The organism is Candidatus Poriferisocius sp. (genome assembly GCF_965219775.1).
Lineage (GTDB): Bacteria > Actinomycetota > Acidimicrobiia > Acidimicrobiales > Bin134 > Poriferisocius.
Genome location: NZ_OZ244793.1, coordinates 1,786,399 through 1,807,900, shown reverse-complemented (window position 1 = coordinate 1,807,900; position 21,502 = coordinate 1,786,399). Strand labels below are relative to the sequence as shown.

At 70.3% G+C, this 21,502-nt stretch carries 19 protein-coding genes; 15 read left to right on the top strand and 4 right to left on the bottom strand.

Translation table 11 applies throughout. The features are described 5' to 3' along the window. Positions 1-29 precede the first annotated feature (29 nt). The 10 genes from ACOQPQ_RS08080 (at position 30) to hpnH (ending at position 10,130) form a co-directional block, all read left to right on the top strand. Positions 30-230, top strand: a complete 201-nt coding sequence (locus tag ACOQPQ_RS08080; protein ID WP_420638931.1) for a ferredoxin — start codon at positions 30-32, stop codon at positions 228-230. A gap of 16 nt (positions 231-246) precedes the next feature. Then, entirely contained in the window at positions 247-1,443 is a 1,197-nt protein-coding gene (locus ACOQPQ_RS08075; protein ID WP_420638930.1) for an NAD(P)/FAD-dependent oxidoreductase, read from the top strand. A 1-nt stretch (position 1,444) separates the two neighbouring features. Continuing rightward, on the top strand, positions 1,445-2,239 hold the full coding sequence (locus tag ACOQPQ_RS08070) for a TetR family transcriptional regulator (RefSeq protein WP_420638929.1): 795 nt from the start codon (positions 1,445-1,447) through the stop codon (positions 2,237-2,239). Between the two features lie 165 nt (positions 2,240-2,404). Further along, positions 2,405-3,307, top strand: a complete 903-nt coding sequence (gene hpnC / locus ACOQPQ_RS08065) for a squalene synthase HpnC (protein ID WP_420638928.1) — start codon at positions 2,405-2,407, stop codon at positions 3,305-3,307. A 31-nt stretch (positions 3,308-3,338) separates the two neighbouring features. Beyond that, a complete protein-coding gene (gene hpnD, locus ACOQPQ_RS08060; protein ID WP_420638927.1) occupies positions 3,339-4,193 on the top strand; it encodes a presqualene diphosphate synthase HpnD in 855 nt (284 codons plus the stop codon). Further along, positions 4,190-5,674, top strand: coding sequence for a hydroxysqualene dehydroxylase HpnE (gene hpnE / locus ACOQPQ_RS08055; RefSeq protein WP_420638926.1), 1,485 nt, complete (start codon positions 4,190-4,192; stop codon positions 5,672-5,674). Before hpnD ends, hpnE begins: the two co-directional genes overlap by 4 nt. Beyond that, positions 5,671-6,669 (top strand): polyprenyl synthetase family protein, encoded by a 999-nt coding sequence (locus tag ACOQPQ_RS08050; RefSeq protein ID WP_420638925.1) that lies wholly within the window; start codon positions 5,671-5,673, stop codon positions 6,667-6,669. The genes hpnE and ACOQPQ_RS08050 overlap by 4 nt, the downstream gene beginning before the upstream one ends. Beyond that, entirely contained in the window at positions 6,669-8,555 is a 1,887-nt protein-coding gene (gene shc / locus ACOQPQ_RS08045; protein WP_420638924.1) for a squalene--hopene cyclase, read from the top strand. Before ACOQPQ_RS08050 ends, shc begins: the two co-directional genes overlap by 1 nt. After that, positions 8,552-9,121 carry a hypothetical protein gene (locus ACOQPQ_RS08040; protein ID WP_420638923.1) on the top strand — a complete coding sequence of 190 codons (570 nt, stop codon included), beginning with the start codon at positions 8,552-8,554 and terminating at the stop codon, positions 9,119-9,121. The genes shc and ACOQPQ_RS08040 overlap by 4 nt, the downstream gene beginning before the upstream one ends. Position 9,122: 1 nt before the next feature. Continuing rightward, entirely contained in the window at positions 9,123-10,130 is a 1,008-nt protein-coding gene (gene hpnH, locus ACOQPQ_RS08035) for an adenosyl-hopene transferase HpnH (RefSeq protein ID WP_420638922.1), read from the top strand. 23 nt (positions 10,131-10,153) lie between these two features. Here hpnH and ACOQPQ_RS08030 read toward each other — a convergent pair whose 3' ends face one another. Continuing rightward, complete coding sequence (locus tag ACOQPQ_RS08030; RefSeq protein WP_420638921.1) at positions 10,154-12,682, bottom strand: M1 family metallopeptidase; 2,529 nt, start codon at positions 12,680-12,682, stop codon at positions 10,154-10,156. A gap of 92 nt (positions 12,683-12,774) precedes the next feature. On the opposite strand from ACOQPQ_RS08030, the gene ACOQPQ_RS08025 reads away from it, so the two are divergent. From ACOQPQ_RS08025 to ACOQPQ_RS08015, 3 genes are read left to right on the top strand one after another with little or no spacing between them, the layout of a single operon-like run. Then, positions 12,775-13,812 carry an adenosine kinase gene (locus tag ACOQPQ_RS08025; RefSeq protein ID WP_420638920.1) on the top strand — a complete coding sequence of 346 codons (1,038 nt, stop codon included), beginning with the start codon at positions 12,775-12,777 and terminating at the stop codon, positions 13,810-13,812. Between the two features lie 58 nt (positions 13,813-13,870). Beyond that, entirely contained in the window at positions 13,871-14,680 is an 810-nt protein-coding gene (locus tag ACOQPQ_RS08020; RefSeq protein WP_420638919.1) for a purine-nucleoside phosphorylase, read from the top strand. After that, a complete protein-coding gene (locus ACOQPQ_RS08015) occupies positions 14,677-16,305 on the top strand; it encodes a phospho-sugar mutase (RefSeq protein WP_420638918.1) in 1,629 nt (542 codons plus the stop codon). Before ACOQPQ_RS08020 ends, ACOQPQ_RS08015 begins: the two co-directional genes overlap by 4 nt. A gap of 46 nt (positions 16,306-16,351) precedes the next feature. On the opposite strand, the gene ACOQPQ_RS08010 is transcribed toward ACOQPQ_RS08015, so the two are convergent. Further along, positions 16,352-17,281 (bottom strand): aldo/keto reductase, encoded by a 930-nt coding sequence (locus ACOQPQ_RS08010; RefSeq protein ID WP_420638917.1) that lies wholly within the window; start codon positions 17,279-17,281, stop codon positions 16,352-16,354. 27 nt (positions 17,282-17,308) lie between these two features. Continuing rightward, positions 17,309-18,355 carry a hypothetical protein gene (locus ACOQPQ_RS08005; RefSeq protein ID WP_420638916.1) on the bottom strand — a complete coding sequence of 349 codons (1,047 nt, stop codon included), beginning with the start codon at positions 18,353-18,355 and terminating at the stop codon, positions 17,309-17,311. An 85-nt stretch (positions 18,356-18,440) separates the two neighbouring features. Here ACOQPQ_RS08005 and ACOQPQ_RS08000 point away from each other — a divergent pair, with 85 nt between their 5' ends. Both ACOQPQ_RS08000 and ACOQPQ_RS07995 read left to right on the top strand, forming a co-directional pair. Continuing rightward, entirely contained in the window at positions 18,441-18,845 is a 405-nt protein-coding gene (locus ACOQPQ_RS08000; RefSeq protein WP_420638915.1) for a DUF3499 family protein, read from the top strand. Positions 18,846-18,938: 93 nt separating this feature from the next. Continuing rightward, positions 18,939-20,159: an amidohydrolase family protein gene (locus tag ACOQPQ_RS07995; RefSeq protein WP_420638914.1), complete on the top strand. Its 1,221-nt coding sequence runs from the start codon at positions 18,939-18,941 to the stop codon at positions 20,157-20,159. Positions 20,160-20,200: 41 nt separating this feature from the next. Here ACOQPQ_RS07995 and ACOQPQ_RS07990 read toward each other — a convergent pair whose 3' ends face one another. Beyond that, positions 20,201-20,884, bottom strand: a complete 684-nt coding sequence (locus tag ACOQPQ_RS07990; protein WP_420638913.1) for a hypothetical protein — start codon at positions 20,882-20,884, stop codon at positions 20,201-20,203. Between the last annotated feature and the right edge of the window lie 618 nt (positions 20,885-21,502).

Below are 21,502 nucleotides of genomic sequence, written 5' to 3'. Positions count from 1 at the left end.
GGTGCCACATTGGGAGATGGGAGGAACCGATGGGATACCGGGTGGTCGTGGACTACGACCTGTGCGAGAGCAACGCCATCTGCATGCAGGTCGCCCCTGACATTTTCGAGGTGCGCGACGACGACTTCTTGTACCTGCTGAACGAGACCCCGGGCGATGATGCCCGCGAGCGGGTCAACGAAGCGGTGCAACGCTGCCCCAAGCAGGCCATCGCGGTCGCCGAGGAGTAGCCGGCCGCTGCGCTCTTTGGCCATCGTCGGAGCGTCGCTCGCCGGAACCCGGGCGGCGGAGACACTGCGGCGAGAGGGATTCGACGGGACCATCACCATTGTCGGTGATGAACCCCACCAGCCCTACGACAGGCCTCCCCTGTCCAAACAAGTCCTGGCCGGGGACTGGGAACCCGACCGCATCGAGCTGTCCGACGAGGAGTCCCTCGGTGATCTGAACGCCGATTGGCGGCTGGGCCGTCGGGCGGTGGGGCTCGACGTGGCCGACCGCACCGTCACCCTCGACGACGGCGTCACGGTCACCGCCGACGGCATCCTCATCGCCACCGGAGCCCGCTGCCGGGAACTGCCCACCGGCGGGCTCGAGGGCATCCACACCCTGCGGGGCCTGGACGACTGCCTGGCCATACGGGCCGAGTTCGACGCCACCCCCCAGCGGGTGGCGGTGGTGGGCGCCGGCTTCATCGGGGCCGAGGTGGCGGCCACCGCCCGAAGCCGGGGCCTGGAGGTCACCGTGATCGAGGCCCTGCCGGTACCGCTGGGCCGCATCCTGGGTACCGAGATGGGCACGGTGTGCGCCGAGGTCCACCGGGATCACGGGGTGGACCTGCGCCTGGGGGTGGGCGTCGACGGCTTCGACGGCCACGGCCGGGTGGAGCGGGTGAACCTGAGCGACGGCACCGCGGTGGACGCCGACGTGGTGGTGGTGGGCATCGGGGTGATCCCCAACACCGAGTGGCTGGAGGGCTCGGGGCTGACCTTGGACAACGGCGTGGTATGTGACGAGACCTGCCTGGCCGCACCCGGCATCGCCGCCGCCGGGGACGTGGCCCGCTGGCCCAACGCCCTGTTCGGCGAGACCATGCGGGTGGAGCACTGGGACAACGCCATCGCCCAGGGCCACCACGCCGTGCTCCGACTGGCAGGCGCAGAAGCCAGCGCCGACGCCGAGCCCTACACCCCGGTGCCGTGGTTCTGGAGCGACCAGTACGACCGCAAAATCCAGCTCGCCGGCCGGGCCCGGCCCGACGACGAGGTGCGCATCATCACCGGCTCCACCGCCGAGCGGCGGTTCGCCGCCCTCTACGGGCGGGCCGGCCGCCTGGTGGGGGTGCTCGGCTTCAACCGGCCCCGCCATGTGATGAAGTACCGCAACCTCATCGAGCAGGGCACCAGCTTCGACGAGGCCATCAGGATCGCCGAACAGGAATGACATGGCCACGCCCGGGGAGTTCCCCATCAGCGAACTGGTCGCCCGAACCGGGGTTCCGGCCGCCTCCATCCACCACTATCGGCGGCTGGACCTCCTGCCCCCACCCCGTCGGGCCGCGGCCAACCGATTTCTCTACTCCCAGCGCCACGCCGACGCGGTGACCCGCATCCGGGATCTCCGGGAGCGCCACCGCCTGCCCCTGCGTCTCATCGCCCAGATCCTGGACGCGGAGAACTCCGACCACGCGCCCGTGCCCGCCATGGCCGACAGCGGCGAGCAGCTTCGGGCGGTGGCCATCTCGGAGTTCGCCCTGCGGGGCTACACCGAGGTGAGCGTGGCCGACATCTGCGCCCAGGCCGGGGTGGCCAAGGGCACCTTCTACCGCTACTACAAGTCCAAGCAAGACCTGTTCTTCCGGGCGGTGGAAGCGGTGGTGGACAACACCGCCGAGGAATTTGCGGCCGCGGTCTCCGGTGAGGTGGGGCTGAGCCGCCCGGAACTCACCCGCCGCCTGGCCCGGACGCTGCTGCCCGGGTTGCCCATCATGCTGGAGGTGGCCAAACGCTCGGTGCAGGGCCAGGTGGAGCACGCGGCGGCCGCCCAGCGGGTGTTCTGGCGGTTGGCCGAGCGTTTGGGGGAGGCCCTGTCGGACGATCCGCGGGGACATCGCCTGGCCGGAGCCCTCATCATGGACGCCATCGCCCACATCTTCGCCGAGGGGCTGATGGGCCGATTTGCCGATCGTCCGAGCTTCGACGAGGCCGGTGCGGTCATTGCCTTGACAGCACCGCACTGAGCGCGTACAAAAAGATGACCTAATGGTCAGTTCGTTGTTCGCAATGGGGTGACGCCACGGGCCGACCAGCAGGGTGACCAGCGGTCACAACCACATCCACGATGCCCCGAGTGGCCCGACGGCCGGTGGGGTGATCAAGAACGACTGACCCAGCCGGGGGGCTTTGTGCAGACCGACGTCGAGTTCGACCTGAACTCGATCATGACCCAAGCGGGGAGTGAGAACTTCCCGGTGGCCATGAAGGCCCTCCCGGCGCGCCCCCGCGCCCATCTCCTGGCGGTGTACGGGTTCGCCCGACTGGTGGACGACATCGGCGACGAGTACGACGGCGACCGCCAGGTGGCCCTGGATTGGTTGGAGGCCGAACTGCAACGGGCCCGCGCTGGCCAAGCCACCCACCCGGTGATGGTGCAACTCACCCCCCTGTTCGACGACCTGGCGGTGGCCGACGAGCCCTTCCTGGCCCTGATCGAGGCCAACCGGCTGGATCAGCACAAGCACCGCTACCGCACCCAGGCGGAGTTGGCCGAATACTGCACGCTGTCGGCCAACCCGGTGGGACGGTTGGTGCTGGCGGTGTTCGAGGTGTCCACCCCCGAGCGGGTGGCCCTGAGCGATGCGGTGTGCAGCGGCCTGCAGGTGGTGGAGCACCTCCAGGACATCGGCGAGGACTACACCGACAAGGGCCGCATCTATCTGCCGGCCGACGAGATGGCCCGCTTCGGCGTGAGCGAAACCGACTTGGGGGCGGCCACGGCGTCGGAATCCCTGCGTCGGTTGGTGGCCCATCAGTGCGACACCGCCCGGGGCCTGCTGCTGCGGGGCCGACCCCTGGCGGCCTCGCTCACCGGATGGGCCAAGGTGACGGTGGCGGGCTACGTGGCGGGCGGCCTGGCCGCCCTGGATGCCATCGCCAGGGCCGACCACGACGTGCTGGCGGGGTTGCGGTCGCCGACGAAGGCCCGCACGGCCCTCCACACCCTGGGCCTGGTGGCCCCCCGCTCGGTGGCCGACGCCGCCGCGGTGCGCACCGTGCGGAAACTGGCGGCCCGCCGGAGGCGGCGATGACGCGCCTCACCACCCCCCGCCGGAGGCGGCGATGAAGGCCGAGGACGCCTTTGCCCGCTGCGAGGAGATCACCCGGGCCGAGGCCCGCAACTTCTCCTACGGCATTCGCCTGCTGCCCAAGCCCAAGCGCCAGGCCATGTCGGCGCTGTACGCCATGGCCCGCCGCATCGACGACATCGGCGACGGCCCGCTGGCCGCCGACGAGAAACGGGCGCAACTGGCCGAGGTGCGGGCCGATATCGACCGCCTGGCCGACGGCGGGCTCGGCAACCCCGACGACCCCGTGCTGGTGGGACTGCGCCACGCCATCGACCGCTTCCCCATACCGGTGGCCGCCCTGAACGAGATCGTGGCCGGGTGCGAGCAGGACGCCGAGGGCAAGCACTACGCCACCATCGAAGAGACCGAGGAATACTGCCGGCTGGTGGCGGGCTCGGTGGGCCGACTGTCCCTCGGCGTGTTCGGCAATCGCGGCGATGCCGAGGAGGCCGCCGAGTGGGCCGACGTGCTGGGGGTGGCCCTGCAGCTCACCAACATCCTGCGCGACATCGTGGAGGACCGGGGCATGGGCCGGGTGTACCTGCCGGCCGAGGACATCGAGCGGTTCGGCTGCGCCGCCGACCTGTCGGGACCGCCCGAAGCTGTGGGCAAGCTGGTGGCCTTCGAGGCCGAGCGGGCCGAACGCCACTTCGCCGTCGGTCTGAAGCTGCTCGACGTGCTGGACCACCGCAGTCGGGCGTGTACCGGGGCGATGGCCGGGATCTACCACCGACTGCTGGCCCGCATCGCCGCCATGCCCACCGCGGTGATGGAGGGGCGGATGTCGCTACCCACCCGGGAGAAGGCGTGGGTCGCCTTCCGCAGCCTGGCCGGGGTCGCACCGTGAACCCGGCGGGCTCCGAGGCCACCGCAACCATGAACCCCCCTGCTTCGTCGCCGCACGTGGTGGTGGTGGGCGCCGGGCTGGCCGGGCTGGCCGCCGGGGTGGCCGCCGCCGACGGTGGCGCCCGGGTCACGGTGTACGAGCGGGCGCCCCGGTTGGGCGGGGCCACCTGGTCGTTCGAGCGAAACGGTCGCTGGTTCGACAACGGCCAGCACGTGTTCATGCGGTGCTGCACCGCCTACCGCCGCTTCCTGGATCGGGTGGGGGTCGCCGACCAGGTGGTGCAACAGCGCCGCCTGTCGGTGCCGGTGGTGCGCCCCGGTCGCCGCCCGGCCCGCATCTCCCGCATCGCCGCTCCGGCCCCGCTGCATCTGGCCCTGTCACTGCTGCGCTACCGCCCCCTGGCCGCGGGCAAACGCCTCCGGGCCATGGGTACCGCATTGGCCCTGCGCCGCCTCGATCCCGACCATCCCGACACCGACCGGATCACTTTCGGGCGGTGGCTACGGGATCGGGGGGAGTCGGATCGGTCCATTGCCGGGCTGTGGGACCTGATCTGCTTGCCCACCGTGAACCTGCGGGCCGACGACGCCTCGCTGAGCCTGGCCGTCAAGGTGTTCCGCACCGGGCTGCTGGACGACGCCACCGGTGCCGATCTGGGGTGGACCCGGGTGCCGTTGGCCGCCCTCCACGGGGACGCCGCCGTCCGGTGCATCACCGAAAGGGGCGGGACCGTTCGCCTCCACACCCACGTGGACGCAGTGGGCCCCGGCCCCTCGGTGCGCGTGGACGGCGAACTCATCGACCCCGACGCGGTGATCCTGGCCGTGCCCCACGACGCGGTGGACGCCCTGTTGCCGCCGGGCACCGTGGCCCACCAGGAGGGGCTGGTCGGGCTCGGGGTGTCGCCCATCGTGAACGTGCAGTTGGTGTTCGACCGCCCGATCATGGACGTGCCCTTCGCCGCGGCCCTGGATTCGCCGGTGCAGTTCGTGTTCGACCGCACCGAAGCCGCCCACTGGCCCGCGGGCTCGGCTGCGTCGGCCGGCTCGCCGCCCCATGGGAAAATCACTGCCGGTGGCTCGAGCGAAGCGCACCCCCCAGGCGAGCAGGTGGTGGCGGTGTCGCAGTCGGCCGCCTTCGACGAGATCGGGGACCGTCCGGCGGAACTGATCGAGCGCTGCCGGGCAGCCCTGGTCGATCTGTTCCCCCGCGCTGCGGAGGCCGAGGTGGTCGACGCGGTGGTGACCCGGGAACACCGGGCCACGTTCGCTGGACGGCCCGGTACCCGGCGGCTGCGCCCGGCGGCCACCACCGCCACAGACGGCCTGTTCGTGGCCGGGACGTGGACCGACACCGGTTGGCCGGCCACCATGGAGAGCGCCGTTCGCTCCGGCAACGAAGCCGCCCGCCTGGCCCTGGCGCACTGCCGCACCGCCAAGGCCAGGAGTTCATCGCCCGAGCGGGAGAGGTTGGGGGCATGACCACCGCATCGTCGGCACCGGGCGTTTTGGGCCGGGCCCGGGAGCTGGTCGACCCGGCCATCGCCGAGGCCCTGGCCGGCCTGTGCGGCGAACTCAACGAGCCTGCCGTCTACCACTTCCAGGGACGGGGCAAGGGAACCCGACCGGCGCTGGCCATCCTGTCGGCCGAGGCCGTGGGCGCGGCTCCGGCGGTGGCGGTGCCGGGGGCGGTGGCCATCGAGCTGATCCACGACTTCTCGCTCATCCATGACGACATCATCGACGGCGACACCGAGCGTCGGCACCGGACCACGGTGTGGGCCAAGTTCGGCACCGGGGTGGGCGTGATCGCCGGCGACGCCCTGCACACCTTGGCCTTCGACGTGCTGCTGCGCGAGCCCACCCCGCCCCGGGTGAAGGCGGCCCAACACCTGGCCCGGGCGGTGTCGGCCATGATCGCCGGCCAGAGCCAGGACATGGCCTTCGGCGCGACGGACGGCGTGTCCCTGGAGCAGTGCCTGATCATGGAACAGGGCAAGACCGGGGCGCTGTTGTCGTACGCCTCCTCGGTGGGGGCGATGCTGGCCGGCGCCGACGACGCCACCGTCGAGGGCCTGGCCGACTACGGCGCCCACGTGGGGGTGGCCTTTCAGGCGGTGGACGACTTGCTGGGCATCTGGGGCGATCCCGAGCGAACGGGCAAGCCCGCCGGGTCCGACCTGCGGGAGCGCAAGAAGTCGGTGCCGGTGGTGATCGCCCTCAACAGCGACACCTCGGCGGCCGATGAGCTGGCCGAGCTGTACGCCCGGCCCGAATTGGACGAGGGCGAGGTCCACACCGCCCGAGCCCTGGTGGAGGCGGGCGGCGGCCGAGAGGCCACCCGGGCGCTGGCCCACAACCACCACAACCTGGCCGTGGCCGCCGTGGACGCCCTGGTCGGCAACCAGGAGATATCCGAGGCGGTGGCCGACGAATTGCGATCGATGGCGGAGTTCATCGTGGGGAGGGATTTCTGATGGGTGTCGAGCAATGTCTGACCAGGGCTCGGGATCGGCTCTTGAGCCTGCAGGACATCGAGGGATGGTGGAAGGACGAGCTGGAGACCAACGTGTCCATCGAGGCCGAGGATCTGTTCCTGCGCGAGTTCCTGGGCGTCGCCGACCCGGAGATCACCCGTCAGACGGCCAATTGGATCCGCCACAGCCAGCGGTCCGACGGCACCTGGTCCACCTACTACCAGGGCCAGCCCGATCTGTCGGTCACCGTGGAGGCCTACTGGGCGCTGCGCTACGCCGGCGACCCCGCCGATGCCCCCCACATGACCAAGGCCGCCGCCTACATCCGAGACGCCGGGGGTTTGGAGCGCAGCCGGGTCTTCACCCGCATCTGGATGGCCCTGTTCGGCTTGTGGCGCTGGGAGGACCTGCCCGCCCTGCCCCCCGAGGTGATCCTGTTGCCCAAGCAGGTGCCGCTCAACATCTACGACTTCGCCTGCTGGGCCCGCCAGACGGTGGTGGCGCTCACGGTGGTGGGGGCCCATCGCCCGGTGCACTCCATGGGCATCAGCCTGGACGAGATCCGCACCGGGGCCACCCCCGCCGAGCGGGAGCCCGCCCCGCCCAACTCGGTGGCCCGGCGATTCCAGCTCCTGGACGGGGCGTTGCACGTCTACGAGAAACACGCCCCCCGGAAGCTGCGGGAGTGGTCGCTGCGCCGGGCCGAACAGTGGATCATCGCCCGCCAGGAGGCCGACGGCTGCTGGGGCGGCATCCAGCCCCCGTGGGTCTACTCGCTGTTGGCCCTGTATCTGCGGGGCTATTCCCTGCACCACCCGATCATGGCCCGGGGTCTGGCCGGGTTCGACGGCTGGACCATCATCGAGGACGACATGCGGCGGCTGGAGTGCTGCCAGTCGCCGGTGTGGGACACCTGCCTGGCGTTGATCGCCCTGGCCGACGCCGGGGTGGATCCCGGCGACCAGCAGATGGTGGCCGGGGCCCGCTGGCTGTTGGACCAAGAAGTACAGGTGGTGGGCGACTGGTCCGAGCAGCGCCCCCATCTGGCCCCCGGCGGGTGGGCCTTCGAGTTCGAGAACAGCTACTACCCCGACTTGGACGACACCGCCGAGGTGGCCTTGGCCCTGCGCCGCATCCACACCGGCGACGCCAAGGAGGTGTGCGACGCGCTGGATCGGGCCGTCGTGTGGACCCAGGGAATGCAGTGCTCCGACGGCGGCTGGGCGGCCTTCGACGCCGACAACTGCTCCCCGCTGGTGGCCGAGCTGCCCTTCTGCGACTTCGGCGAGGTGATCGATCCGCCGTCGGCCGACGTGACCGCCCACGTGGTGGAGATGCTTTGCGAGCTCGACGCCGACAAGACGGGCATGCCGGTCAACCAGGAGGCGGTAGCCCGCGGCCTGCAGTGGCTGAGCGACGCCCAGGAGGACGACGGCTCCTGGTACGGCCGCTGGGGGGCCAACCACATCTACGGCACCGGGGCGGTGGTGCCCGCCCTGATCAGCGCCGGTGTGTCGGCGGACGACGACCGGGTGGTGCGAGCCTGCCAGTGGCTGGAGTCGGTGCAAAACGGCGACGGGGGTTGGGGCGAGGACATGCGCTCCTACGTGGACCAGAGCTGGCGGGGGCGGGGGGAGTCCACCCCGTCGCAGACGGCGTGGGCGTTGTTGGCGTTGATCGCCGCCGGGCGGGCCGACGGTGAGGCCGCCCACCGGGGGGTGGCGTGGCTGGTGGCCAACCAGCGCAGCGACGGCGACTGGGACGAGCCCTGGTACACCGGCACCGGATTCTCCGGGGACTTCTACATCCGCTACCACCTGTATCGCCTGGTGTTCCCGGTGATGGCACTGGGTCGCTGGGTCCGGGCCACCTCGGGACAGGAGTGAGCCTGGTGGTGCTGTGTCCCATGGCCGCTGAGGCCCGAGCAGCCCGCCGAGGCCTGCGCCACGCCGGGGACGGCGGTGGCAACGGGGCCACGGTGGTGCGCACCGGCATTGGTGCGGCCCGCAGCCGCCGGGTGCAACCGCCCCCCGGACCGGTGGCGGTGGTCGGCGTGGGCGGGGCGCTGGTGGAGGGCATCGACCCCGGTGACGTGGTGGTGGCCACCGAGGTGTCGGCGCCCGACGTGGCCCCCGTCACCCTGGACGGAGCCGCCGCGTTGGCCGCCCGCCTGGGCGACGCCGGGTTCACCGTTCACACCGGGCCGGTGGCCAGCGTGGCCAAACCGGCCGTCGGCACCCGGCGAACCACGCTGGCCCAACAGGGTGCGGTGGCGGTTGACATGGAGTCGGCGTGGCTCCTGGAGCATCATGGAGGTCCGGCGGCGGTGGTGCGGGTGGTGGCCGACACCCCCCGCCACGAGCTGCGGTCGCCGGCCACGGCGGCCAGGATGATCCGGGCGCTGCGCACCATACGCCGGTTGACACCGGTACTGACCAAGGAGGTCTGCTGACATGCCCATACCGGTACGCCAGGCGGTGCGAGTGGGCGCCTACGTGTTCAAGAACAAGCTGCGCCGCCGCCAGAAGTTCCCGCTGATCGTGGAGTTGGAGCCGCTGTTCGCCTGCAACCTGGAGTGCCCTGGTTGCGGCAAGATCCAGTACCCCACCGAGGTGCTGCGCAAGCGTGTGAGCGTGGACGAGGCGGTGGGGGCCATGGAGGAGTGCGGGGCCCCGATGGTGTCCATCGCCGGGGGCGAGCCGCTGCTGCACCCGCAGATCGGCGAGATGGTCACCGAGCTCATCAAGCGCAAGCGGTTCGTGTACCTGTGTACCAACGCGGTGTTGCTGCGGCGCAAGATGCACCTGTTCGAGCCGTCGCCCTACTTCTCGTTCGTGGTCCACGTGGACGGCCTGAAGGAACGCCACGATCTGGCCGTGGCCCGGGAAGGGGTGTTCGACGAGATCGTGGAGGCCATTGCCGAGGCCAAGGAACAGGGCTTTCGGGTCACCACCAACAGCACCTTCTTCAGCACCGACAGCCCCGAGGACGTGCGCAGCGTGCTCGACTTTTTGAACGACGACCTGGAAGTCGACTCCATGATGATCTCGCCGGGCTACGCCTACGAGAAGGCCCCCGACCAGGAGAACTTCCTGCCCGTCGAGCAGACCCGCCAACTGTTCCGCGACTCCTTCTCGGAGGGCAAGCGCAAGAAATGGCGGCTCAACCACACCCCCCTGTTCCTGGACTTCCTGGAGGGCAAAGTGGAGTACGAGTGCACCGCCTGGGGCATTCCCAGCTACTCGGTGTTCGGCTGGCAGCGGCCCTGCTACCTGATGTCCGACGGCTACACCGAGACCTACCGGGAGCTGATCGAGACCACCGATTGGGACAGTTACGGCCGGGGCCGCGACCCCCGCTGCGAGAACTGCATGGCCCACTGCGGGTACGAGCCCACCGCGGTGTTCGCCACCATGGGCTCGCTGCGGGAGTCCATTCGAGCGGCGGTGGGCACCAACTAGCTCACCTGGCCCGACTGGCTCTGTCAGCTCGGTGCGGCGGGGGCCAGGGCGGCTTGCACGCGGGCGCGCAGGCCGACGTTGACGTCGAGCCGCTCGAGGTGTTGGGCCACGATCAGGGTGCCCTGAGGCACGGGGTGGGCGTCGAGGAACGCCCGCACGGCCGCGGCCGACTCCACCGTTGACAAGGCGCAGATCCCGCCCAGCAACCGGGGGATGATCTGCGAGGGCAGTTGGCGGTTGATGTCGCCCCAGTGCTCGGTGACGAACGACCAGGCCCGGGGGCCGAGTTCTCGGTGTTCGAGGCACCCCATGAGCACGAAGCCGCTGTCCTGGGTGCGGATGGAACCGTCCAGGGTGGCTGCCAGGGTGCGGTCCATCAGCGTGGGATCGCCGAAGGCGGTGAGCGCCATCTGGTAGCGGCGTTCGAGCTGGGGGGTGGGAGCGGCCCGGAAGCGGTCCCAGAACCGGTCGTAGTCGGCGGCGTCGCCGTGGGCCGCGGTCACGGCCACCGCGGCGGCGGCCACCGCCGGGTCGAGGCCGGTGGGATCGGTGTCGAACAGCTCCCGGCAGCGGGCGATCACGTCGGGATCGGCCCCGCACCGGGCCCGGGTCCCGATGAGCACGCCCCGCAGCTCTCGGGCCCGGTCGTCGTCATCGGGGCGGGGTTCCCATCCCAGCCGCTCGAACGCCGGGCCGGTCATGGCCCGCACCCGGGCCTGCAGATCAGCCCGCGCCCGGTTGTCGACCAGGTGGTCCAGGGTGGCGAGCGAGCCCGCCAGCCGCTGCCACACGGCCAGGTCGTCCTCGGCGGGGGCCAGGCGCTCGGCGAAGGCCAGGTAGTCGGCCACCGGGAGACGGTCGGCCACGGTGAGGGCCCACTGGTCGTCCACCAGCCCGTAGCGGGCCGGGGCGGCCAGGTCGGGGCCGTCGTCGCTCACCAAACGGTCGAGCAGGCCGTGGTCGTAAGCCACCCGGTAAAAGCCACCTCCGGAAGGGTTGACGATCACCCACCCGGCGTCGGGTGCCGCCAGTGTGGCGGGCTGATCGAGCACCAGCCGCTCGGTGCGGCCCTCGTCCGGTCGGGGCCCCGAGCCCACCGTCACCACCACCGGCACCTGCCAGCGGGTGTCGTCGGCCGCCCCGTCGAAGCGGAACCGCTCCTGGGTCAAGCCGATGGCCCCGTCGCCTTCCTCGGCCACGGTGATCACCGGGTGGCCGCCCTGGAAGATCCACGAGTCCATCACCTCTCGCACCGGTTCGCCGGTGGACTCGCCGAGGGCGTCCCACAGGTGGTGGGTCTCGGTGTTGGCGTGGATGTGGCGCCGGAGATAATGGCGGACCCCGTCGCGGAAGTGGTCGGCCCCCAGGTACTGCTCCAGCATGCGCACCGTGGCCGCGCCCTTTTCGTAGGTCAACAGGTCGTACATTCCCTCGGCGTCGTCGGGGGACACCACCGGGTACTCGATGGCCCGGGTGGCGGCCAGGGCGTCCACGTCGAAGGCGGCGGCCCGAGAGAGGCCGAACGCCAGCCACCGCTGCCAGTCGGGGCGGTAGGCGTCCACGGCCAGCAGCTCGCAGAAGGTGGCGAAGGCCTCCTTCAGCCAGATGCCGTTCCACCACTTCATGGTCACCAGGTTGCCGAACCACATGTGGGCCAGTTCGTGGGCGATCACGTCGGCGGCGGTCTGTCGCTCCCGCTGGGTGGAGGTGGCCGGGTCCAACAGGAGCAGCACCTCCCGGAACGTGACGCACCCCATGTTCTCCATGGCCCCGAAGGCGAAGTCGGGGATGGCCACCAGGTCGAGCTTGTCGCCGGGGTAGCCGATGGCGAAGTACTCCTCGAAGTAGTCGAGGGCGAACGCCCCGGCGTCGAGGGCGAACTCGGTGAGGTGGCCCTTGCCGGTGGGGTGGATCACCCGCAGCGGCGTGCCGTTCACGTCCACCGGTTCGGTGGCCTCCAGCGGGCCCACCACGAAGGCCAGCAGGTAGGTGGACATCACCATGGTGGGGGCGAAGGTCACCTCGTGGCGGCCGTCGCCCACCGGTCGGCGGGCCACCTCGGCCCCGGAGGACACCGCCATGAGATCGTCGGGCACCACCAGGGTCACCGCGAAGGTGGCCTTCAGGTCGGGTTCGTCCCAGCAGGGGAAGGCCCGGCGGGCGTTGGTGGACTCGAACTGGGTGGTGGCGATCACCCGCGGGTTGCCCTGTTCATCGGTGAACGTGGAGCGGTAGAACCCCCGGAGCTGGTCGTTGAGCGTACCCGTGAAGCTCAACTCCAGCCGGGCCGGGCCCGCCGGCCGTGGCTCGGCCAACCGGAGCACGGCCCGCTCGTGGTCGGGGTCGTAGGTGATCCCGACCGGGGCCTCCCCGTCGAGGCGGCCGGCGGTGATTTCCAGATCGGCGGCGTTGAGCACGATCTCGTCGGTCGGCGTCGTCACCTCGATGTCCACCCCCACGGTTCCGCCAAAGGTGGCCGCCTCCAGGTCGGGTTCCAGCCGCAGGTGGTAGTGGCGGGGTACCACCGTTCGGGGCAGTCGATGAGGGTTCACGCCGCCCGATGCTATTGCTGGGCTCCTCCACCCGATGCACCGTGCGGCCTGGGGCCGCTAGCCTCGGGCGGCGCCGAATTCGGGAGGGGTGCATGGGCAAGCTGGACGTGGTGGGGATCGGCAACGCCATCGTCGACGTGATCAGCACCGAGGAGCACGCCTTCATCGACGACCACGGTCTGACCAAGGGGGCCATGACCCTCATCGACGCCGAGCGGGCGTCGCAGCTCTACGGGGCCATGGCGCCCGCCATGGAGACGTCGGGGGGATCGGCGGCCAACACCGTGGCCGGGGTGGCCTCCTTCGGGGGTGCGGTGGGCTACATCGGCAAGGTGCGCGACGATCAGCTCGGTGAGGTGTTCGCCCACGACATCCGGGCATTGGGCGTTCGCTTCGAGGTGGCCCCGGCCACCGACGGGCCACCCACGGCGCGCTGTCTGATCGTGGTCACCCCCGATGCCGTCCGCACCATGAACACCTACCTCGGGGCCAGCACCGAGCTGCACCCCGACGACATCGACCCCGACCTGGTGGGCGACGCCCGGGTGCTCTACTGCGAGGGCTACATCTGGGACGTGGACATCACCAAGGAGGCCATCCGCAAGGCCATCTCCATTTGCTCGTCCGCCGGGGGGACCATCTCGTTCACATTGTCGGACAGCTTCTGTGTGGAACGGCACCACCAGGAGTGGCTCGACTTGGTGGACGGGCCCATCGACCTGCTGTTCGGCAACGAGAAGGAGATCTGCGCGCTGTACGAGACCGGCGACGACTTCGAGGCCGCGGTGCGGGCCGTGCAGGGCCGGTGTGCGGTGGCGGCGCTGACCCGCAGCGCCCGGGGCTCGGTGTTGGTCACCCCCACCGAGGTCATCGAGGTGCCCGCCGCGCCCGCGGCCTCCGTGGTGGACACCACCGGGGCGGGCGACCTGTACGCCTCGGGCTTTCTGTACGGCTGGACCCGGGGGATGGACCTGGCCCGCTGCGGTTGGTTGGGTTCGTTGGCCGCCACCGAGACCATCAGCCAGTTCGGCGCCCGACCCTCGGGGTCGCTCACCCACCTTGCTGATGCGGGGCCGGCCGGCTCGCATCATGGGGAATCGTCACCACCGGGTCGTAGCATCGGGGCATGAATCCCAACGAGCCCGTAGAACGGACCAGAGCCCGGTGCGCCATGGTGGGGAGAACGGCATGAACCCTTATGCGCTGGCTGAACAGGCCGGGAGAGAGCTGACCGATCACCTGGGCGGACCCTTCGACGCCGCCGTGGTGCTGGGATCGGGCTGGGCCGAGGTGGCCGACGATCTGGGCGACGTGGAGGCCTCGGTGGCCGCCGAGACCATCACCGGGTTCCACCCGCCGACGGTGCTCGGCCACGGAGGCTCGCTCAGCGCGGTGGCGGTGGGGTCCCGACGGGTGTTGGTGATGGCCGGGCGGGTGCATCTCTACGAAGGCCATTCGCCCGCCGAGGCGGTCCACGGGGTGCGCTCGGCGGTGGCCGCCGGATGCCCGACGGTGGTGCTCACCAACGCGGCCGGCGGCATGAACCCCGAGCACGGGGTGGGCCAACCGGTGCTGATCAGCGACCACATCAACCTCACCGGGCTGTCGCCGCTGTCGGGCCCGGCCCCGCCCGACGGGTACGCCGTCCGCTTCACCGACCTCACCGATCTGTACGCCGAGCGCATCCGAACGGCGGTGCGCCGGGCCGATCCGACCCTGGCCGAGGGGGTGTACGCCGGGCTGGTGGGGCCGCACTTCGAGACCCCCGCGGAGATCGCCATGTTGAGGGGCATGGGGGCCGATCTGGTGGGCATGTCCACCGTGCTGGAGGCCATCGCCGTGCGCCATATGGGCGCCGAGGTGGCCGGCGTGTCACTGGTGACCAACGCCGCGGCGGGCATGGGCGGGGCGCTCGACCACCAAGAGGTGCTCGACGCCGGCCAGGCCGCCCAGGGCCGGGTGGCCGAGGTGCTGCGCACGCTCGTCGCCTCGTTGTGAGCCCCACGCCCCAGGAGTGGCTGGCGGCCGACCCCGACCCGGTGACCCGGGCCGAGTTGGAGGGGCTGATCGAGGCGGGTGACCAGGCCGGGATCGACGACCGGTTCGGGGGGCGGCTGACCTTCGGCACCGCCGGCATTCGGGGCCCCATGGGGGCCGGACCCAACCGCATGAACCGGGTGGTGGTCCGCCAGCTCGCCGCCGCGCTGGCCGAGTGGCTCGGGGGAGCGGGCGGGGTGGTGATCGGCCACGACGCCCGCCACAACTCCGACGTGTTCGCCGCCGACATCGCCGAGGTGCTGGCCGCCGGGGGCTGTTGGCCGGTGCTGCTGCCGCCCCGGTCGCCCACCCCGGTGTTGGCCTTCGCCGTCACCCGGCTGAAGTGCGCCGCCGGGGTGATGGTCACCGCCAGCCACAACCCGGCGGGCGACAACGGCCTGAAGGTGTACCTGGCCGACGGCGCCCAGATCATCCCGCCCCACGACCAGGCCATCGAGGCGGCCATGGCCGCCCAGTCCCTGCCCCCCCGGGAGTTGCCGTCCCGGGGTCTTGACCCGGAGTGGCCCCAATCGGTCACCGTGCTCATTCCCTATCTGGCGGCCATCTTGTCCAACGTGACCGTTCGGGGACCGTTCCACCCCCTGGCCTACACCCCCCTGCAGGGCGTCGGCTTGCCCATCTTGACCATGGCCCTCGAACACATCGACAACGGCAAGCCCTTCGTGGTCAAGGACGAGGCCGAGCCCGACCCGTTCTTCGCCAATGTGGTGTCGCCCAACCCCGAACACCCCGACACCTTGACCAAGCTCATCGCCCGGGCCAACCAGATCGACACCCCGTTGGCCTTGGCCACCGACCCCGACGCCGACCGGTTGGCCGCCGCGGTGTGGGCCTACGACAACGAGTGGCGCATCCTCACCGGCGACGAGATCGGGGCCTTGCTGTGCGACTGGCTGCTGACCACCACCCACGGCGGCACCGAGCGGGTGGTGGCCAACAGCATCGTGTCGGGGCGACTGGTGGGGCGCATCGCCGAGGCTCGGGGGGCCACCCACGTGGAGACCCTGACCGGGTTCAAATGGATCGCCCGGGCGGCCGACAACCTGGGCCCCCGGCCCGACGGGCTGGATTGGCGGCTGGTGTTCGGCTACGAGGAGGCCCTGGGCTTCGCCTGCAACGACGCCGTGCGCGACAAGGACGGGATCAGCGCGGCGGTGCAGTTCGTGGCCATGTGCCGGGCGCTGGTCATCGACGACGGGAGCACCCCCATCCAACGCCTCGGGGAGCTGATGGACGAGTTCGGCCTCCACCGCACCGATCAGGTGACCGTGGATCTCGACGGCCGCTCCGGTTCCGCCTGCATGGACCTCATTCGAGCGGCCCCACCCGACCGGTTCGGCGCCATCGAAGTTGCTCGCACCACCGATTTCGGCGAGGGGGTGGGCGGGCTGTATCCCGCCGATGTGCTCCGGTTCGACCTGGCCGACGGCAGCCGGGTGTCGCTGCGCCCCAGCGGCACCGAACCCCTCATCAAGGGCTACATCGAGGTGGTCGGCGACGTTTGCTACCCCGACCCGCTGGTGCGATTGCGCGAGGCGGTGGCCGAACTGATCGGCGGCCTGTGAGGTTCTCGGCTCCGGTGAACGCAGGGAGCCAGGCCAGGGCTGGGGGCTAGGCCAGCGCGGCGATCTCCGCCCGCTGGTCGGCGGACATTGCCCAAGAGGCGGCGGCCACGTTGGAGGCCACCTGGGAGGGCTTGGTGGCGCCGCAGATCACGGTGGAAACCGCCGGGTTTGAGGCCAGCCAGCCGATGGCCAGTTCCAGGATGCTGCGGCCCTGGTCGGCGGCGAACCCGGAGAGACGCTCCACCGCGGCCAGCTTGTCCTCGGACAGGAACATGTCGCGCATCTGACCCTGCCACATGGACAAGCGGGTTCCCTCCGGCGGGGTGGTGCCCGAGTACTTGCCGGTCAACAGCCCCGACTCCAGGGGGAAGTAGGGCACCACCGCCATGGCGGCCCGCTCGCAGGCGTCGATGACCCCGTCGTCCTCCACGCTTCGGGTCAACACCGAGTAGTGGTTCTGCACGCTGGCGTAGTTGCCCGCCCCGATGTCGGCGGCGGCCGCGGCCGCCTCGTCGATCTGGTCGGCGCTGAAGTTGGAGCAGCCGATCTCCAACACCTTGCCCTCGTCCACCAGCTCTTGGAGGGCCCCCAGGGTCTCGGCTTGGGGGGTTTCGGCATCGGGCATGTGGAGCTGATAGTGGTCGATGCGATCGGTGTTGAGCCGGGTGAGGCTGGCGTCGATTGCTTGGCGAATCCAGGCCGGGTCACCGCCCCGCTGCCCCTCGGGCAGGGCGCCGGGGTGGCCGAACTTGGTGCCGATGATCACCTGGTCGCGTCGGTTGCCCACCGCCGCGCCCAGAAACTCCTCGGACTTGCCCCGGCCGTAGAGGTCGGCGGTGTCGAAGTAGTTGATCCCGGCGCCGATGGCCGCATCCACCACCGTCTGGCTGGCATCGGCGTCGATGGTCATGCCGAAGTTGTTGCACCCCAGCCCCACCACCGAAACCGACAAGCTGCCCATGCTGCGCATTTCCATGGCGATGACCCTATAGGCCACCGCCGGTCAGGACACCTCTCGAACCGAGGGGCGGGCCAAGCCGTCACCGTCCAGGGGATACCGGTGGGCGGCCTGCTCGTACACGTCGGGGGCCAGCTCCCCCTGGGGGCGCCCGGACCGCACTGCGGCCACCTCGTCCACCGCCACGGTGGCGTTGCGCAGGCAGCAGGCGATGCCCCGGGTGGCGTCATCGCCGGTGGCGATCACCACGTGGCCGTAGCGGTCGGCGACGCCGAAGGATTCGGCCAGGCCCGGCTCGAACAGGGCCGGGGAGCGGCGTTGATCGATCCACAACATGCCGATCTCCACGGCGTCGAATCGGTAGGCCGACGGGTTGTCCAGCGACGCCAGATGAGCGCGGACGGCGTCGGTCTCGCTGCGGGGGCCCTCGATGCCCACCATGCGACCGCCCTCGAAGGTCAGTGTCACCGTCGAACGGGCGTACCAGGCCAGGGGCAGCCAGATGTCGCCGGGGGCCATCACCACCGTGCCGTTGGCACTGCCCATCGCCGGGGCCGTCCCGATCACGCCCCGGGGCCATTGGGCCACCGTGCCGGGGCGGGCCGCCAGACCGTCGTGGTGCCACCGGCGGGCTCCCTGCAGGGCGATGCTCAGGTTCGTGCCCTGGGTGCTGCTCACCTGGAGTTCCCCGCCGGCATCCAGCAGCTCCAGTCCCCGCCTGACCCGGCGGCTCAAACCGGGGTGGGGTACCACCCCCTGCAGCTCCCCGGGACCGGGGGCCACCACCGACAGCACCTTGGCCTGGGGGGCGATCATCGACTCGAAGTCCTCGAGGCGCTCCGCGAGGAGGCTGACGATCACCTCGGGCGGTGTCCCGGCAGCCCCGCCCCCGCCCGGTGGTTGATCGTCGACCACCACGGTGGTGGGCGACAGGCCGAGCTGCTCGAGGGCGGCCACGGCGGCGTCGGCCATCGCGGGGTCGGTGGCTTGGTCCACCAGCACCGCGGCGGCCTGCCCCGGTGCGGTGCGGCACAAATCCAACTGGCGGGCCATGGTGTCGATCACCCGGCGATCGCCGGTTGCCGTCTGCATCCGTCCACTTATCTACTGCGGTCGCACCCGCCGTGCAACCGGAGGCATCCGCCGACCCCGAATCCGGGGCCGGTAACCTGGGTGTATGCAGAGTCGTTTCTGCGCGCGTGTTTCTTGTGGGGAGCCGGCAACCGCCGCCCTGTTCATCAACGCCCGAGAGTTGGTCGCTCAGATCGTCGACATCACCGACGAGGCCGGCATCGACGGCGTTCCGCTGTGCCGGGCCCACGCCGACGCCGTGATCGCCCCGGTGGGTTGGACCCAAGAGGACTTGCGCTCCCCCTTCTCCCCGGTGGAGTTCGAGCCCGAGCTGACCCTCATTGACGATGTTGCTCCCGAGTCCCCGGAACTCCCCGACGTCGTGCCCTTGCCCCGAATGGAATCCATCGACGGTGCCCGGCTGGACGGCGATGACGACCTCAACGACGAAGCCGTCGGCGAGGTACCCCCCCTCCTCAGCCGCGCCTTCCGAGCCGCCGGCCTCGACTGACCCCGACCCGCTTCACCGTCGGCAGGTGTCGGCAGAGCCCCGGAATGGGCGAGGCCCTAGCACGGGTTGTGTGGCACGTCGTAGGCTCTGGTCATGACCATCGTGGACATCCATGAGAAGCCCAGTGAGCGGCTGTTGCCCGACCCTGAGCCCCAGCACATCCGTTACACGCTGATCTCGGTGGACGACCACCTGGTGGAGCCGCCCTGGCTGTTCGAGGGCCGGTTGCCCGCCCGCTTCGCCGACCGGGCCCCGAAAGTGGTGGAACGCGACGACGGGGGCCAGCACTGGGAGTTCGACGGGCAGATTTTCGCCCAGCTCGGCCTCAACGCCCTCGTGGGGCGATCCGACCGCAACGATTTCACCATGGAGCCCGCCCGCTTTTCCGACATGCGCCGGGGCTCGTGGGACATCAAGGCCCGCATCCACGACATGGACCTGGGCGGCATCTGGGCGTCGATCTGCTTTCCCAGCCAGATCACCGGCTTCTGCGGCCGGGTCTACTCCGACTGTTCCGACCCCGAGTTGGGTCTGGCCGTCACCCGGGCGTTCAACGACTGGGTGTTCGAGGAGTGGTGGGGCTCCTACCCCGAGCGCATCATCCCCATGGGGATCACCTGGCTCAAGGACGCCGAGTTGGCCGCCGCCGAGATCCGTCGCAACGCCGAACGGGGCTTCGTGGCCGTCACGCTGCCGGAGATTCCCCACAACATCGGCCTGCCGTCCATCCACAGCGACTGGTGGGATCCGGTGTGGCAGGCCTGCGAGGAGACCGACACGGTGATCTGTTTGCACGTGGCGTCGTCGGGTCACGTGATGCCCAAGGATCCCGGCGGGCCCGCCCTGGGGGTGGGGGCCACCATGTTCCAGATGCACGCCTACATGGCGGCGGCCGACTGGGTGTGGTCGGGCATTCCCGTGCGCTACTCCGGCATCAAGATCGCCATGTCGGAGGGGGGCTGCGGCTGGCTCCCCATCATGTACGACCGGCTCAAGCACCAGATCGAGATCTCCGGCCACGGACGGGACATGTGGCCCGGTGGCACCGACGTCGGCCCCCACGAGGTGCTGTTGCGGAACTTCTACTACTGCACCATCAACGACCCGTCGTCCATCGACGCGGTGATCGCCCTCAATCTGGATCACACCATGGTGGAGACCGACTACCCCCACGCCGACTCCACCTGGCCCGACTGTCAGGACACCCTGGTGTCCAAACTCGGCCACCTGAGCGACGACGTGATCCGCAAGCTCACCCACGAGAACGCCGCCCGGCTCTTCCGCCACCCCCTCCCCGACGTCCGCCTGCCGTAGCCGGTCGGCGGCTGCGTGGCGGCCGGGGGTTCCGGTTCTGCTCAGTCCGTCGGCCCTCGATTGGGGAAGTGCGTGGCGGTGAAGCTGTCGATGGTCGTGGAGGCTTCGCTCCAGGCTGCGGGCAGTTCGGCGAGGTCCTCGAAACCGCCGATGAGTTCGCCCGACGTCGTGTCTTCGATGAGGAATCCCTCAGCGTAGGGTGCGAGCACGGGTGCCCCGTCAGGGATGGAGGGCGCTTCTTCGATGACGGGGAAAGTTCTCATTCCCTCCGTGTAGTCGTCCAGGAAGAGCACCAGGCGCTGGTTCTCAGGTGTGGCGTTGCGGAAGGTCTCGACCGGGAGTTCTTTGGTTCGGGCGATCTCGACGTAGACCAGCCCGTCGCGAATGAGCGACTTGTTACCGGCGAGGACGCGATCGACTTGGACAGTGAGCGTCAGATGCAAGAACGCGGGCTCGTCATGGCGGGTTGGGCCGACGCCGAACACCCGGCCGTCGTCCACTGCGGTGATGGTCCCGGTCACCGTCACCGACGCACGGTCGCCGAGGTCGGCGGGAGAGTCGTGGGGGTCGTAATCGGAACTCTCACCGGTGCCGCGCATAACCGACACCAGGGCGTCAGAGCCTGTCGGGCGGATCCCGGACGAATTAGCCGGGGTGATGTCTCCACCCCCACAAGCGGCAGCGACCAGAAGCAGGGCAACGAAGCCACCAGACACGCTGCCCACAAGGAGACGACCATGAGGGTGTGTCAGCGAAGTTGATCCTGCTGGCATGGAGGCTCCTCTTCGGCGCCGACACCGGACCCCCTCCACCCCTCTGAGGCTTGAGGCGCCCACCGGCCCAAGTCCACCCTACGAGCCCTTCGGAGGAATCCCAACAAGCCGATCCGTCGCGACCATCGGTGGAGCCCGCCACCCCTCCACGGCTACACCTTCTGCGAGCGGGCCACCGCCCGCCGGGCCATCTTCGCCTGGATCAACCGGTACAACACCCGCCGACGCCACCCCCGGCCTCGGCTACACCACACCCATCCAATGGGAACACCACTACCATCAACCCAAAGCCCACCAAACCGCACAGCCAACACGACCAGCCAACCGGGGGACACCCAGACGAACGGAGGCCACACGATGATGCTCAGGTTCGCATTCGAGGCCGCTGAGGCCGTCGGGCGACTTCTTTGGCGGCTTTTTACAGGTAGGTGGCGGCGACGCGACAGCTACACGGCCATCCTCCTCGTCATCGTGGGCTGTGTTGCCCTGGTTGTCTGGCAGTGTGGGGGGTAGCTCAGCCCAGGACGGTGACATCCTCGGGCGGCGGGGGAGAGCGGGCCGCTGACGGTT